The 15,723-nt window shown below is 70.9% G+C and carries 12 protein-coding genes; 6 read left to right on the plus strand and 6 right to left on the minus strand.

Annotated elements, in window-relative coordinates:
* The 4 genes from H0H10_RS35795 to H0H10_RS35810 all read right to left on the minus strand — a co-directional run.
* The coding region (locus tag H0H10_RS35795) for an SRPBCC family protein (protein WP_188185366.1) at positions 1 to 400 on the minus strand (400 nt) is incomplete at its 3' end.
* Positions 401 to 449: 49 nt separating this feature from the next.
* Positions 450 to 1,460, minus strand: a complete 1,011-nt coding sequence (locus tag H0H10_RS35800) for an aldo/keto reductase (RefSeq protein ID WP_188183217.1) — start codon at positions 1,458 to 1,460, stop codon at positions 450 to 452.
* Between the two features lie 696 nt (positions 1,461 to 2,156).
* On the minus strand, positions 2,157 to 2,930 hold the full coding sequence (locus H0H10_RS35805; RefSeq protein WP_188185367.1) for an SDR family NAD(P)-dependent oxidoreductase: 774 nt from the start codon (positions 2,928 to 2,930) through the stop codon (positions 2,157 to 2,159).
* A gap of 1,109 nt (positions 2,931 to 4,039) precedes the next feature.
* Positions 4,040 to 5,548 (minus strand): alpha/beta hydrolase domain-containing protein, encoded by a 1,509-nt coding sequence (locus H0H10_RS35810; protein ID WP_188185368.1) that lies wholly within the window; start codon positions 5,546 to 5,548, stop codon positions 4,040 to 4,042.
* 439 nt (positions 5,549 to 5,987) lie between these two features.
* Here H0H10_RS35810 and H0H10_RS35815 point away from each other — a divergent pair, with 439 nt between their 5' ends.
* The 6 genes from H0H10_RS35815 (at position 5,988) to H0H10_RS35840 (ending at position 14,051) form a co-directional block, all read left to right on the plus strand.
* Positions 5,988 to 6,710, plus strand: a complete 723-nt coding sequence (locus tag H0H10_RS35815) for a GntR family transcriptional regulator (RefSeq protein ID WP_188185369.1) — start codon at positions 5,988 to 5,990, stop codon at positions 6,708 to 6,710.
* Between the two features lie 431 nt (positions 6,711 to 7,141).
* Positions 7,142 to 8,581 carry a sodium:solute symporter family protein gene (locus tag H0H10_RS35820; RefSeq protein ID WP_188185370.1) on the plus strand — a complete coding sequence of 480 codons (1,440 nt, stop codon included), beginning with the start codon at positions 7,142 to 7,144 and terminating at the stop codon, positions 8,579 to 8,581.
* Positions 8,578 to 9,747, plus strand: coding sequence for an NAD(P)/FAD-dependent oxidoreductase (locus H0H10_RS35825; protein WP_188185371.1), 1,170 nt, complete (start codon positions 8,578 to 8,580; stop codon positions 9,745 to 9,747). Before H0H10_RS35820 ends, H0H10_RS35825 begins: the two co-directional genes overlap by 4 nt.
* 194 nt (positions 9,748 to 9,941) lie before the next feature.
* Positions 9,942 to 10,940, plus strand: coding sequence for a LacI family DNA-binding transcriptional regulator (locus H0H10_RS35830; protein ID WP_223180955.1), 999 nt, complete (start codon positions 9,942 to 9,944; stop codon positions 10,938 to 10,940).
* Positions 10,941 to 11,254: 314 nt separating this feature from the next.
* A complete protein-coding gene (gene hisD / locus H0H10_RS35835; protein WP_309141971.1) occupies positions 11,255 to 12,577 on the plus strand; it encodes a histidinol dehydrogenase in 1,323 nt (440 codons plus the stop codon).
* Positions 12,578 to 12,686: 109 nt separating this feature from the next.
* Positions 12,687 to 14,051 (plus strand): MFS transporter, encoded by a 1,365-nt coding sequence (locus H0H10_RS35840; RefSeq protein ID WP_188185374.1) that lies wholly within the window; start codon positions 12,687 to 12,689, stop codon positions 14,049 to 14,051.
* A gap of 218 nt (positions 14,052 to 14,269) precedes the next feature.
* Here the strand turns inward: H0H10_RS35840 and H0H10_RS35845 are convergent, their stop codons facing one another.
* Positions 14,270 to 14,863, minus strand: a complete 594-nt coding sequence (locus tag H0H10_RS35845; protein WP_188185375.1) for a sigma-70 family RNA polymerase sigma factor — start codon at positions 14,861 to 14,863, stop codon at positions 14,270 to 14,272.
* A gap of 164 nt (positions 14,864 to 15,027) precedes the next feature.
* A complete protein-coding gene (locus H0H10_RS35850; protein ID WP_188185376.1) occupies positions 15,028 to 15,672 on the minus strand; it encodes a hypothetical protein in 645 nt (214 codons plus the stop codon).
* Positions 15,673 to 15,723: the final 51 nt, after the last annotated feature.

A 15,723-nucleotide genomic window follows, 5' to 3' on the forward strand; every position in this document is an offset into this window, starting at 1 on the left:
GGAGGGCGTCGAGGCCGTCGCGGTAGATGCCGGTGAAGAGGTCGACGACCTCGTCCTCGGTGGCGTTGTCGGGGTTGAAGCGTCCGGACCACTGGACCTCGGCGACGTCGTCGCGGCCCGGGACGCTGTGGACCCGGAGGGTGGAGACGTAGCCGTTGACGGGGAACGGAGCCTGGAGGATGGCGTAGCTGTAGTGGCGTTCGGCTTCGTTGAAGTCGACCAGCCGCTCGATGATCGTGTCGCCGTCGGGATTGGTCAGCCGGCGGACGCGGCCGCCTTCGAGGGCGGTGCTCTCGGGGATGTAGGGGAGCCAGTCGGGCAGGGCGTCGAATCCGCCGATGAGGTTCCAGACCTGCTGCGGCGGGGCCGGGACTATGCGGCTGACGGAGGTGGAAGCCATGATCCTTCTCCTGAAGGTCGTGCTGTGTGGGGGGTGGGGAAGTGGGAGGTCAGGCGCCGTTCGGGAGCGGGGCGGCAGCGCTGACCAGGCCGCTTGCACGGAGCTCGGTCCAGAACGCGGCCGGGATGTCCTCGTTCAGCGCGGCGACGTCCTCCGCGATGCGGCTCGGCCGGGTGGCGCCGGGGATGACCGCGGCGGCGGCCGGATGGGCGAGGGAGAACTGCAGGGCGGCGGCCTTGATGCTCACGCCGTGCTTCTCGGCGAGCGCCTTGAGCTTGCCGACCCGGTCGATGATCTCCGGCGGCGCCTGCTGGTACTCGAAGTGGGTGCCGCCGGCGAGGATGCCGGAGCTGTAGGGTCCGCCGACGACCATGTCGACGTTCTGCTCCTGGGCCATGGGCAGCAGGCGCTGGAGGGCGTGGTCGTGGTCGAGGAGGGTGTAGCGGCCGGCGAGGAGGAAGCCGTCGGGCTGCGGCTCGTCGAGGGCGAGGGTCAGCTCGATGGGTTCGGTGCGGTTGACGCCGAGACCCCAGGCCTTGATGACGCCCTCGTCCCGGAGGCGGGACAGAACGCGGAAGGCGCCGGTGCGGGCCTCCTCGAACTTCTGCAGCCATGCATCGCCGTGGAAGTCCTGGGCGATGTCGTGGACCCAGACGATGTCGAGCCGGTCGACACCGAGGCGCCTGAGGCTGTCCTCGATGGAGCGCTCGGTGGCCTCGGCGGTCCACTCGTGCACGATCTTGTTCGGGTTGCCGTGCTCGAAGATCCCGCCCTTCTCGCCGAGGTCGCGGGCGCCTTCCTCCAGTTCGTCGAGGATGACGCGGCCGACCTTGGTGGACAGGACGTAGGCGTCGCGGGGCTTGGTGGAGATGACCTTGCCGAGGCGCTCCTCGGAGAGGCCGGCGCCGTAGAAGGGGGCGGTGTCGTAGTAGCGGACGCCCTGGTCCCAGGCGGCCTCGACGGTGGCAGTGGCCTCGTCGTCGGGGATCGCGCGGAACATGTTGCCGAGCGGGGCGGTACCGAAGCCGAGACGGCCGGGAAGGATTTCCTTGAGGGACATGAAAGTGCCTTTTCGATCAGTGCTGCCGGGGTCCGATGGCATCCCCGGTCGGGGTGAGGCATGAGGGGGAACGGATGCCTCTGCGGTTGGCGGCTCTGCGGGGAGCCGGACGTGCGGCCAGTTAGTTGCAGGAGCGCCTTACGAAAGAAGACAATAATTGCAGACGCCGGGTAATGCAAATGGCTCTCCGAGCCCGAGACCGGCGCCACCGTCAACCTCACTCGCTCCTTGAGGGCTCGCAAGCCGAAGGTGTCCGCCGATGACCGCCCGAGCCGATACGGTGCGCCGCATCCCGTGGGAGACGCCGCGTGGGTCGCCGGGGCTCCCGGCCGAGCGCAGCCATGGATGTCGAGCGTGTCGGTCTTGTCGTGCACAAAGGGACGTCCCGAAGCAGTGGAGGCCTCACGTTCGGTACAGGTCTGGTGCGGCCGGAGCAGCAGCGCGCCGATCATCAGGGCGGACGGCAACTGCAGGTTGAAGACCGGCTGGGTCGGCGCGAGCGGTCTGGAAGCCGGAGCAACGGCAGGGAACGGTGCCGATCGTGTTGCTCGACGAGCCGAGGAAGGCGAACAGGACGCAGAGGACGGGCACCGTCGATCACCCCCAGTGCGACCGCCTGACCTGGCTTCCGGCGCCCGCGGACGCGTCGGGTGCGAGCCGTCCGGCATGGTGCCGGCTCCCCGCCGGGCGTCCGATTCAGGGGAGGATCGTGGGGACGAGACCGCCGTCGGCGCCGAGCGCCCTGCCCGTGGTCGCCGAGGCCTGCTCCGAGGCCACGTAAGTGATCATGCTGGCCACCTCGTGGGGACGGATCAGGCGTCTGAGCAGGGACGCGGCCGCGCGGTTCTCGGCCAGGTAGCGCCGCTCCTGCTCACCGGGGTCGAGACCGGGATAGAGGTCGTCGAACATGGCCAGTACGCCGTCACTCATCGTCGGCCCGGGCAGCACGCAGTTCACCGTGACCCCGGAGCCGGCGACCTCCTGGGCCATGCCGCGGGACACGGCCAGCTGTGCCGTCTTGGTCATCCCGTAATGGACCATGTCCGTCGGCGTCTGGATGCCCGCCTCGCTGCTGACGAAGATCACACGGCCCCATCCCCGCTGGGCCATCCGTGGTGCGTAGTGGCGCGCCAGGCGCACGCCGGAGAGCACGTTGACCTCGTAGAACCGCAGCCAGTCCGCGTCGGGGATGTCGAACACGGGCCTGGTCTCGAAGATGCCGGTGTTGTTGACCAGGATGTCGGTCTCGGGCAGCTGCCGGATCAGGTCGGCCGTCCCTTCGGCCGTCCCGACGTCGGCTGTGACGCCGCGTCCGCCGATCCGCTCCGCCGTCTCGGCGACACGGTCGGGGTTACGGCCGTTGACCACGACGTCGGCCCCGGCGGAGGCCAGCGCCTCCGCGGTTGCCTCCCCGATTCCCGCTGTCGACCCGGTCACCAGCGCGGTACGTCCACTGAGATCGATCTGCATCGGGCGAGCACCTCTCGAAAAGTGGTGGCGGCCCACCGGCAGCGGGCCGCGTCTGATTGCGCCTACGCCGCCCCGGCGTGCGTCCGGGTCTGGGGACGGCCGGGCTCGGCCCATTGCGCGTGGAAACCGCCCGCACATCGGGTGCGGCACGGCTCGCCGTCGACGTGGGCGCGAACTCCTCGACGACCTCGTCGGTGACCTGGGCGGACTTCCCCGTGATCAGCAGCCTGCGGGGGTGCTCCAGCGCGGTCACGAACTGCCGCGGCGACTCCGTCCGGACCCTTGCGGGCGAAGCTCCGCGCCAGGTTTCGGTCCAAGACCGCCAGCCCCGTCACGCCGGTCTGCGCGGGCGCCTCCATGCCTGTGCTTCCTCCCTCGGGTCCCCGGAAGGCGCGACGGCCCGCGCCACGGCTCGCCGGGCCGGGCACTACGGGTCACCGGCGCACATTGCGCACGCGAACGAGCGCCTTGGACGGCCCGAATAAAGAATCCCCGCCGGAACACGGGGGCCGCGCGGGGAACTAGCCCGTTCAGGTGCTCCCCAGTCGGGACGCCGGTCCGCTGCCTTCCCGGCTGGCCCAGCCGGGCCGGAAAGCGATCCGGGGGCCGCCGAGTGGTGCCTCACGGTTCTTGCCGCCCAGGTCAGCGGTGACGCAAGGGGAGGGACGGCAGAGCGGATCAGTCCTCGCAGGTCTACATGCCCTGCTCCCCTCCGCTACGCCGCCTGCGCCGGATGCAGACGCCGATTCGCCCGCAACCCGCACTCCGCGCGAGGCCCCCGCCCACCCGCGCCGCTGTCCATGCTCGCCACTGGCTCCACGGCCGGCTCGTCCGCCGGATGCCCGGGTCCGCTCCGTCGCCCGGCCGACGACCTGATCCCGGTCGAGCGGACCCCGCGCCGGCTCTTGCTCGACTCCGCCGACGAGCGGGCTCTTCGGATCGGGGCGATCGTCGGCCGGGTCCGGTACGAGTTCTGGCCGGCGTGGTCCGCCCGGCCGCGACGGCCCGGTTGCTTTCCCCGGGGGGCGGAGTCGGGGCCCATCCGCGACATCACGGCGTCCCGGCACCCCGGCGGCGGTGCCACCGAAGTGCGGGGAGCCGCAGTGGCCTTACGGGACGTCCGACGCCGCTGCCTCCCGCATCAGCGCGCGGCCGTCCTCGGGAGTGATCGTGCGGCCTGCGACCAGGCGCCGGGTGTTCGCCGACACCGCTGCCACGTACGCGCCGTGCGACGGGTACAGCTTGGCGAGCTCGGCCCGGGAGAAGGGCACCTCGTGCCCGGCGATGTCGCAGGAATCGGGGGTGGAGTTGCCGTACCAGGTGCTGGTGGGGACGTCCAGGTACGGGGAGCGCAGGCCGCCGGTGACGTTGCCGTGCTCGTCCAGCACCGGCTCGCCGTTCTCCACGGTGACGGGGGCCGCGTGCGGTGGGGCTACGCCGTTCTCGGTCCACTGCTCCAGGTTCCGCAGCATCGCGTCGAGGAAGATGTAGCTGGGGAATCGGCTGCGCGGTCCCTCGTTGCAGTTCATCCGCGGGACCTCGCGCCCGGCCTTGGCGACATCCGCGGGGCGGGCCGAGTAGTACGGGTGGTCGGGGCTGGAGTGCCCGGTGCCGGCCATTTCGTAGTGGCGGTAGCGGTCCTCGGGGGCGTCGCTGTCGGGGCGACGGGAGTCGATGCCGGTAAGGTAGTCGGACTGCGTCATTGCATGGATGACGGGCACCCCGACATTCTTCAGCTGGTACCGGGGGGCACCGGCGGGTGGGACCGCAGCGCACTGGTTGATGGGGACCATTCCGACGAAGGAGCCCCCGGCGCCCGCGATGAGGTAGCCGTCATAGATGGGCCGCCCTCCGTTCGCCTTCTCGGCGAGAGGCCGAACGCCGTTGATCCAGTTGTAGAGGTAGCCACCGGTCTGTGAGTACCCGAACCCGTAGACGCGGCGGACGGTCGTGCGCCCGTCGTACGAAAGCGGGTTCGTCGCGGACGTGCTGTGCATCAGCAGTCCGACCTGGGTGTAGATGTCCCAGGCAAGGCCGTTCTCGGTGGTGCGGGACGAGTCGGCCGCGACCTTGCCGCAGTTGCGCGGGTCGCTCAGCGGCAGCGGGTTGGCCAGCGAGAGGTCCTTGTAGCGCTGCGGGTCGAAGTTCTTCAGTGCTTGCATGGACGTGGGCTTGACGGTGACGCCGACCCAGGCGTCGCCGTTCCGTACCAGCTGCCGGTGCATGTGCGCCCAGCCGATGTTGAGGTCGAAGAGGCTGGACGGGTTGAGCATCTCGACGACGACCCGCCCGCTGAACTTCTTCGGGTCGGCGGGACGTCGCACCAGCATGCGCGTGGTGTACGGAGCCCTCGGGGTGCGGACGACGGCGGGTCCGGGCTGTGGCCAGTCGTAGACGTTCGCCATGCCGCTGATGATGTATTCGCCCTCGGTGTAGCCGGACTTGGCGAGGTCCTCGGGGACGTCCTCGTATGCGGCCGCACCGAATGCGTGTGAGGACGCGGTGTCCGGGAGAGGCCCGGAGACGGCCGGAAGGCCCTCGCGGTCGGCGGCCGCGAGAACCCGCAGATGCCTGGGCATCGCGCCGCGCGTCCGGCGGGTGGTCACTGTGCTGGGCATGCACTCTCCTCGTGGAGTCGTCTGCTCGCAGAGCAGGGGCCGGTGCCATGTCGGCCGAGCCGCTCGGTCGTGGGCGTCGGGGCCGGTGACGCGCCGCGCCGCACTGCGGCTTCCTGCGTTGGCGATCGGCTCCGCACACGGCCTGCCGGTGCGGTCGTCGTGGAACGGGCAGGCGGCGTGGTGGCAGCCCTCGGGTGCGGGACATGTCGGTTCCCGCGCATCGCTGGATACGTATCCAAAGAATCAACGTGAATTGAGGAGCCGTCAAGAGGCGTTCCACAGGGGCTCATGACGGGCCGCCCGGAATGCCCGGCGAACCCGCCGGCAGGACCCTTCCGGCGCGCCCCGGCTGTCGTCGACGACCACGTGAAATCCCCTCGAATTGACTGCAAAAAACGGGTATTGACCGGTCAATTGAGAGCCCCCTACATTTCTGGCCATGGCAGTCCCGGTGTACCTGCGCATCCGCCACGAGTTCGAGCAGCAGATTCGTTCCGGCGCCCTCCCGCCCGGGAGCCGGCTGCCCACTGAGGCCGAGCTCCAGGAGCAGTACTCGATCAGCCGCGCGACCGCGCAGCGAGTACTGACGGAACTGGCGCAGGCCGGAATGGTGGAGCGCCACCGCCGACGGGGCAGCTTCGTCACCGACGGGGCACGCCAGGAAAACCTGCTGCGCTTCGTCAACCCGGCACTGCGGGGCCCGGAGATCCCGGGCCGGCACGCCGTGGAGTCCGCGACGGTCGTCCCGGCCCGCGACGCCGGCGTGTCCATGCCCGGCATCGCCGAGGACACGCCGGTGCACCGACTGCGACGGCTGAAATACGACCTGGATGACAGTGTGATCGCGGTAGAGCTCTCCGCCATCCCGTTCGCACTCGCCCCCCGACTGCAGGAGGAGGACCTTGACCACTTGACCACACACGACTACTTCGCCCGGCTGGGCGTCCCGGCGGCCAAGTCCCGCGTCTACATCGACCCGATCGCACTCGACGCACAGACCGCGACCCGGCTCCGTGTGCCCGAGGGGCAGGCGGTGATCCGGCTGCGTCGCCTGACCTGGCTGTCCGACGGCAAACTCGCCGAGGCACGGTGGGACATCAGCCGTCCGGACCTCGTCGAGTTCTTCCTCGAACACACCGTGCAGCCTCCTGCGGACTCCTGAGGTCTGTCCGGCAACTCCCCACCTGCCCCGCGGCGAATCGTCAGACGGCCAGGCACCGACCGCTCCTCACCCGGCACCGACCCCTCTCCACCCGTCACCCTGACCGGCGGCACGCTCGCCGAGAGGAAGTGGCGTGCCCGTTGAACGGATCAGGTCGCCCTCCCGGACACCTGCGCGGCCACGGTGGCCGCTGTCCGGCCACTGCCGGACCCTCCGGCGCACTCACCGAGGGCCTTGCTCCAGATGACCACCCCGGCCGGGCGTACTGCCCTGCCTGTGCACTGCCTCGGCCCCGCCCGGACGCTCCGGGCGTGGTTTCCCCCTCCCACCGGACTCGTGCTGCGCGGCGCCTTTCCATGGCGGCACCCGAGCACGACATCACCCACACGAGCCGGGCCGCCTCAGCGACGCCCGGCCGCCGGAGGCACCTCATGCACACAGGTTCGACCGGACAGATCATCGGCATCAGCATCGCCAGTCTGCTGGTGATCGGTTGGGGCGCGGCGATGTCCCTCTACTTCGGACGCCGCGCCAGGACATCCCGTGACTGGCTCTCCGCCAACGAGTCGCTCCCGCTGTTCGTCGTCGTCATCACCCAGTTCGCCGCCGCGGCGGGAGGCGGAGTACTCATCGCCCACGTCGGGATCGGCTACCGCTCGGGGTGGTCCGTATTCATCTACGAGGGCTGCGTACTTGTCGGCTTCCTCCTGCTGACGCTGATCGCCAGATGGCTGCGCGAACAGAGCTTCACCACGGTTCCCGACGTCGTCACCCGGCTGTTCGGGCAGCACAGACTGGTCACCGCCATCGCGGCCCTGGCCGCGCTCGCTGTCCCGTTCGGCTGGATCGTCACCCAGTTCGTCGCCTTCGCCAAACTCTTCGGTCAGCTGACCGGGATACCGGCGCCCGTGCTCGTCGCGGTGATCACGCTGGCCTCGCTCACCTTCGTCCTGCCCGGCGGGCTGACCTCGGTGGCATGGGCCGACTTCGTCTTCGGACTCTTCAAGATCGCGATGGCGCTCGTCGTGGCGTTCTACGGGATCCACCTGGCCGGCGGCTGGAGTCGCATCACCGAGACGGTGCCGGAGCGGCTGTGGAGCCCAGCGGGGGTGACGGCGGTCGGGTGGCAGCAGATCTGGCTGTGGGCCGCGGCGATCATTCCCGGCACCCTGACCAATCAGCTCTACTACCAGCGGGTGTTCGCCACCAAGAGGATCTCCGACGCACGTCGCGGTCTGGCGTTCTCCGGACTGACCATGCTCGTCAGCGGGGTGTACGCAGGCTGTATCGGCCTCGCGGTGCACGCGATGAATCCGGATCTGTCCAACCAGGAGGACGCGGCGGGGTGGTTGCTCACCCAGCTTCCGACCTGGATGCTCGTTCTCTTCGCGGCCTTCCTGGTGGCGACGATCGTGGCCACCAGCGGTGCCGCCCTGCAGTCCACCGTGGCCAACCTGACGCGTGACGTCTACCAGACCGTCGCCGGCCGGGAGCCGGGCGAGCGCCGCACCGTCGCGCTCTCACGCCTCATCACCTGCGTCGTCGCAGCCCTCGCGGCACTCCTTGCGATCGCGTTCCCCAGCGCCCTTACGTGGCTGGTCGCGTCGTACGCCTACTCCGCGGCCGCCCTTGCCGCACCGATCTTCCTCGGCTACGTGCTGCACCGCCGTCGCCGGCTGCGGCCTGCCGCGGCGATCGGCAGCATGGTCGCCGGCCTCGTCGGCTGCGGCGGCGCCCAACTGCTCGGCACCACCGTGCCGTACGCGGTGTACGGCATCGCGGCCTCGGCCGTCGTCCTCCTGCTGCTGACCGCGACAACCTCCGACAAGCGCACCCCCGCCGTCCCGCAAGAGATTGTGAGCAACGCATGAAGATCGCTGTGATCGGACTCGGTGTACTGGGCGCCGCCGCCGCCTGCTCCCTGGCGCGGAGGGGGGCCGAGGTCACCGTCTTCGAACGGACCACCGCCATGGCCGGCACCTCCGCCACTTCGTTCGCCTGGACCAACTCGCACAACAAGAACCCCCGCTCGTACCACGACCTCAACATCGCCGGAATGCTCGAGCACGACGCTCTTGCCCAGCGACCCGGAGCTGCCCCGGCCTGGTACGTCCGCAACGGGAACCTGGAGTGGGCCGAGGACGCGGCAGGAACCGAGCGGCTCGCCGCATCGGTCGCCGAACTCGTCGACCGCGACTACCCCGTGCGCTGGATCACCCGCCGACAGGCCCGCGAACTCGTCCCCGACCTGCGCCTCGCACCTCACGTCGAGCACATCGCCCACTACCCCGAGGAAGGTCATGTCTTTCCCGCCCTGCTCGTCTCCCGCCTGTGGGGAGAAGCACGGGACCTGGGCGCCCGACTGCGCCGTCCGGCGAACGTCACAGGCCTGTACGAGACCGTGGACGCAGTGCGCATCGAGCTGTCCGACGGCACCGCCGCGGAGGCCGACGCGGTCGTGACCGCGGTCGGCCGCTGGACCGAGGCCCTCACCGCGGCGGCCGGCCGCCGCATCCCCATGGCCGACCCCGATGCCGCGGGCACGGCCACGGTGGGCCTGCTCGGCTACACCAACCCGCTCCCGGCCCGCCTCGACCGCGTGCTCACGACACCGCGGCTCAACGTCCGCCCGGACGGCGCCGGACGGCTGATCGTGCAGGGCCTCGACCTGGACGCGGACGCCGACCCGACGGCCCCGCCCGCCGTGGACGGCCGGCACGCCGGCGAACTGTGCCGCCGCCTGACCGACCTGCTCGCCGGAACCGAAGGCGCCCGGCTGGAATCGCTGCGTGTCGGACAACGGGCCCTGCCCGCCGACGGCCTCACGGTCGCGGGCTTCCTCGGCGACAGCGCGCGCATCTACACCCTCGCCACCCACAGCGGCATCACCCTCGGACCCCTGCTCGGCAGGCTGGCCGCGCAGGAGCTGCTCACCGGCGAGCCCGACGACCTCCTGGCGGACTTCCGCCCCGGACGTCTGATCGGCCGTACGCGTCTTCCGGCCCTGCAACCTGCTCGCTTCGCCGGCCAGCAATGACCCTCTTCCGTCCGGTCACCTGCCGACAGTGGCGGCACCACGGTCGGCGGGTCCTCTCCCCTCGAGTTCCCGGCCGAGGGCGGCGTTCGCCGACGGCGCCCGCGGCGCATCGCGGCCCGGTGTGCGGATGGGGGGAGCGCACGTCCGACAGGGGTCCGTATTCTTGCCTCGACACGACCCGGAGGTAAGGACACATGGCGCGGCGGCCCACTGTCACGAGCGTGCAGATTGCGCGGGAGGCGGGTGTCGCGCAGTCGACGGTCTCGCGCGTTCTGAACGGGGGGAGTGTGGCTCCCGAGACCCGGCGCCGGGTGCTCGAGGTGGTCGCCAAGTACGACTTCCAGCCCAGTCAGGCGGCGCGGAGTCTCGTGGGTGCGCGTTCGGGGCTGATCGGAGTGGTGATCCGGGACCTGACGAACCCGTTCTACCCGGTGATGGTCAAGGCGATGGAGCACGTTCTGCACGAGCGCGGCCTGCGACTGTCGCTGGTCACCGATGTGATGTCGGCCGAGGAGGGGCTCGCGCTGCTGCGCCGCGAAGGAGTCGACGGGGTCGTGTTCACGTCGGCGGCCGAGGGGGAGCCCCTGGCACACCGGACGGTCGGTCACGGGATCCCGGTGGTGTTGTGTCACCGCACGCTCGAGGGCTTCCCGGCCGATCAGGTCGAGGCCGACAACCCGACCGCCGGCGAGCTCGCGGCCGAGCATCTGCTGGACCTGGGTCACCGGCGGATCGCGATGGTGCGCGGCCTGGCCGGGGCGAGCACCGCCCAGCAGCGCGGTCTCGCCTTCCGCCGCAGGGTCGCGGCCGCGCGCGGCGTCACCCTCACGGAGATCGACGGAGCCTATGACTACGCCACCGCGTACGAGGCGGTGCGCACCCTGCTCGTGAGCGCCGACCGGCCCACGGCACTGTTCTGCCACAACGACGTGATGGCGTACGCGGCACTGAACGCGGCCGCGGCGTCGGGCGTCGCGGTGCCGGGGGAGCTGAGCGTAGTGGGCTGCGACGACGTGCCGCTGTCGGCGTGGGAGCGCATCGACCTGACGACGGTGCGCCAGCCGCTGGAACGGATCGCGCAGGTGGGCGTGGAGCTGCTCCTGGACCGGCTGGAGAATCCGGACCTGCCGCACCGGCACGAGATCCTTCCCGTGGAGTTCGTGGAACGCTCCACCACCGCGCCTCCTGCCTGATCCCGTGCGGCTCGCGCCGGTGTGCACGCTCTCGTGCGGCCCCGACTGAACTTCTTCCTGCGACAGGTCACTTGAACGGATCGGCCCGGCTCCGAACTCCCGGGCCGTCCCTCCCGCACCAGGGTTGCGGCCAGCGCCGTGCCCTGGCGCACCGCGCGAGGATCTCGCCAGTCTCCCCGGATCCGGGCGAAGCCTCCACGTGAACGGTTTCCGAACTGCCCGCGAATCACCCCTTGACCATCGAGCCGTCCGTCTCCCATGCTGTGGATACGTATCCAATGGATACGTATCCATCAACGAGTGAGGAGCTCGGCGTGTCCCGCACCATCAAGGCCGCTGCCACCCCTTCCACCGCCCCCTCGGGCAACGACGCCGTCGCACAGACCGTCCGCGAGCTGATCGCGGACGTCCGCAGCCGCGGCGACGAAGCGGTCCGTGAGCTCTCGGCGCGCTTCGACCGCTGGGAGCCGGAGTCCTTCCGTCTCGACGACGCACAGCTGGCCGAGATCATGAAGAGCCTCGACCCGCAGGTCATCGAAGACATCAAGACCGTGCAGGCCAACGTCCGCCGCTTCGCCGAGGCCCAGCGCGCATCGATGACGGAGATCGAGATCGAGTCCGAGCCCGGCGTCTTCCTCGGCCACCGCCACGTGCCGATCCGGTCCGTCGGCGCGTACATCCCCGGCGGCCGCTACCCGCTGACCGCCTCCGCGCACATGACGATCGTGACCGCCAAGGCGGCCGGTGTGCCGCGCGTGGTCGCCTGCACCCCGCCGATCCGGGGTGAGATCCCCGCGGCGACCGTTGCCGCGATGCATCTGGCGGGCGCGGACGAGATCCACATCCTCGGCGGCGTCCAGGCGATCGCCGCGATGAGTGTCGGCACCGAGAGCATGACGCCCGTGGACATGCTGGCGGGACCGGGCAACGCCTACGTGGCCGAGGCGAAGCGGCAGTTGTTCGGCGAGGTCGGCATCGACCTGTTCGCCGGACCCACGGAGATCCTGATCGTCGCCGACGACGCCGCCGACCCGTTCGTCGCTGCGGTCGACCTGCTCTCGCAGGCGGAGCACGGCCCCGATTCGCCTGCTGTGCTGATCACGACCAGCGAGCGTGTCGCCACCGCCGTGCAGCAGCACATCGAGGAGATCCTGCCCGGGCTGCAGACCGGCGACATCGCCGGCCCGGCCTGGCGCGACCACGGCCGGATCATCCTGGCCGACGACCTCGACGAGGCCTACCGCATTGCCGACTCCTTCGCCTACGAGCACGTCCAGATCCTCACCGGGAACCCCCGCGAGGCCCTGGACAAGATGCACGCCTACGGCGCCCTCTTCCTCGGCGAGGGCACCTGTGTGTCCTACGGCGACAAGGTCATCGGCACCAACCACGTCCTGCCGACCCGCGGCGCGGCCCGCTACACCGGTGGCCTGTGGGTGGGCATGTACCTGCGCACCGTCACCTACCAGGAGGTCCGCGACCCGAAGGCCTCTGCGGCGCTGGGGGAGCTGTGCGGCCGGGCCGCCCGCGTCGAGCTGTTCGAGGGCCACGCCCGCTCCGGTGACGTGCGCGCGGCCAAGTACGCCGGCGCCCCGCTGACCTGGACCGACCACTATGCGAGCGCCACCGGCGCCTGACCCCGCCCGGCGGGACAGCGGCCGCCCCGCCCCGTTCCCGCACGTCCTCCGACTGTCCCCGTATCGTCCCCGTTCCCCCCCCGCTTCGTCCCCGATCAACGGAGATCCCATGGCCACCGCCGCCACCCTGACACCGGAGCAGGTCAGACGCCGATCCCTGCAGTCCGGCACCATCGGCGCGATCGTCGAGTGGTACGAGTACACGATCTACGGCGTCGCCGCGGCGCTCGTGTTCGGGCATCTGTTCTTCCCGGACCTCGCTCCCGGCATCGGTCAGATCGTCTCGCTCGCCACGTTCGGTGTGGGCTTCCTGGCCCGCCCGATCGGCGCGTTCGTCGCCGGGCACCTCGGGGACCGTATCGGGCGCAAGTCCACGCTGATACTCACCTTCTCGATCATGACTGTCGCGACCGCTGCGATCGGTCTCGTGCCGACGTACGAACAGATCGGGGTGGCGGCACCGCTGCTGCTGTGTGTGCTGCGCCTGGCGCAGGGCTTCGCCGTGGGCGGCGAATGGGGCGGGGCGGCCATCATCGCGGTGGAGAACGCGCCGCGAGCACGGCGAGGCTACTTCGGTGCCTGGCCGCAGATCGGGGTCTCGGCGGGGCTGCTCCTGGGCACGGCCGCGGTCTCGCTTGCGGCGTGGTTGTCCGGCGACGCGTTCGAGACGTGGGGCTGGCGTGTGCCGTTCCTGCTGAGCACGGTGCTGGCCGGCGTCGGCTTCGCGATCCGTCTGCGGGCCACGGAGAGCCCGGCGTTCCTCGCGGAGAAGGCGAAGATGGACGCCGAGCTGGAACGCCGGAAGGCGCCCGCGGCGGTCCTCTTCCGCGATCACCGCAGGCCGCTGCTGATCACGGTCTTCGGCCGGTTTGCCGAGGCCGGGAACTACTACCTGTTCACGACGTTCATCCTGTCCTACGTCACCACCACGCTGGGGGTGCCCAAGAGTTACGGCCTGACGGCGTCGATGATCGGCGCAGCGGTGAACATCGTGATGATCCCGGTGTTCGGCGCCGTGTCCGACCGCATCGGTCGGGTCCGCACCTTCCTCATCGGCGGCACCCTCATCGTGATCACCACATGGCCCGTGTTCGCACTCGTCCACACGGGGCGGCTGTGGGCGATCGTCGCCGGCGTGGTGCTCTTCCTGGCCCTGGGCCACGCCATGGTGTACGCGCCGTTGCCCGCCCTGTACTGCGAGATGTTCCCGACCGCGGTCCGCTACTCCGGCATCTCCATCGGCTACCAGATGGCGTCCATCCTCTTGGCGAGCTTCACCCCGGCCCTCGCCGGAGCGATGGTGCTGTGGGCCGACGGCAGCCTCTGGATGGTGATCGCCTTCGCCATTGTGACCACCCTCGTCGCCATGGTGGCCATTGCCTACGCCCCCGACCACCGCGACCGCGAACTCGACGAGATCGGCGACACGGCACGCACACCCGCGACCGCGAGCGGGACGAAGGCGGTGGTGTAGCCGGCGAGAGCGAACACCGCCGACGCATCGGCACGAGCCGGCCTCCGGGCGCCAGGGGTTGCCACAGAGCGGACACTCGGGCCCGGGGGCCGGCGGACCGCTGCATTCGCTGCTCCGCCGGCTCGGCCCCGGGGCCGGGCTGCGCGACGCGGGAATCGGCCTCGAAGTGCCGCGTCCCGGTGGCTCGGCGCCGTGCCCAGGGGCCGGGTCGTCGGTGGTCAGGCCGCGGAGCGCATCGGCGCGGGGTGCTCGGCGGCGTTCAGCCACTCGATCAGGCAGGTGCGGGCGCGAGCCACCCGGGAACGCACCGTCCCCACCGGGCAGTTGATGACGAGTGCCGCTTCCGCGTAGGGCAGCCCGAGCAACTGGGTGAGGACGAAGGCCTCGCGGCGTTCGTCGGGCAGGCCGGCCAGCAGATCGGCGAGGACGACGCCGTCGTCGAAGCCGGGCAGGCCGTGTGGCTGGGCGCGTTCGGCGGCGGCTTGCCAGTCGGCCGTGTCCGACAGGCGGGGCCGGGCGGCGGCGTACCGGAGGCTGTCGACCACCGTGCGGCGGGCGATGGTCAGCAGCCAGGTGCGGGCCGAGGAGCGGCCTTCGAAGCGGTGCAGGCTGGTGAGGGCCCGCAGGAAGGTGTCCTGGGTCAGGTCGTCCGCGGCCTGAGGGTCGGCACCGAGGCTCGTCACGTAGCGGCGGACGTCGCGGTGCAGGGCCCGTACGAAGTGTTCGACCGCTTCGGCGTCACCGCCGCGGGCGGCGAGAGCCCAGGCCGTCGTCGACTCGTCCGGCGGGGTGGGCAGGGCAGGAGTGATCATCTGGCGTCCTTCTCGGGAATCCGGGCCCGGCGGTGAACGGCGGCGGGCGCGGTGATGGCGTGCGGCCACGCGGAGACGATCGACGTACGACCGCACGGAGGCGTACGGCCGATGCCCGGGCCGTCCGGACGCGGAGCGCCGTGGCGGCATCGGGAAACCGGCTGTCAGACGACAGCGGTGCCGGCGGGCGGGCCCCGAGAGGTGATGGCGTGGACGAGAAGGACCTGCCGCGGCGTACGGGCGGCTCGGTTCCGGCGCGGGCGGACGCGCGGACGGTGCGGTGGGGCGGGCGGCAGGAGGGGCGTCCGCAGCGGTGCGAGGAGCCATCCGGCGAGTGTCCGCAGGATGCGGAAGGCGGCGCGTTCGCCGTACGCGAGCCACAGGCTGCACAGCAGCGCGGCCAGTAGGTGGGCCGCGACCATGCCGGTCGACGACATGCCTGCCATGTCGGGGTCCATGGGCCCCTGGTGGGCCATGTGTTCCGGCGGCGTGCCGTTCCACAGGGCGTGGTGGTGAGCGGCGGGCATGGCAGGGGCCGGCCGGTGGGGCCGCGCAGCCGTCTCGGCCAGCGAGTACCACACGTGCAGGGCGGTCTGGGCGGCCATCGCGGCGGAGGCGACGAGGGGTAGTCCGCGCTCTCGCCCGGTCAGGCACCATGCCATGCCACCCGCCCCCACGAATGCCGCGGCGATGGCCCACCAGGGCACCGTGGAGTCCGACATCATGCGATGTCCCAGGGCGGCGAGCAGCACACAGACGGCTGCGAACACCGCAGCCCTTGTCGCGCGACAGCCCCAGCCGACAGTCATGGCGGACTCATCCTCGCATCCGCGCCTCTCGCGTCACGGGTACTCCTGCCG

The sequence above is a fragment of the Streptomyces griseicoloratus genome, assembly GCF_014534645.1.
Lineage (GTDB): Bacteria > Actinomycetota > Actinomycetes > Streptomycetales > Streptomycetaceae > Streptomyces > Streptomyces griseicoloratus.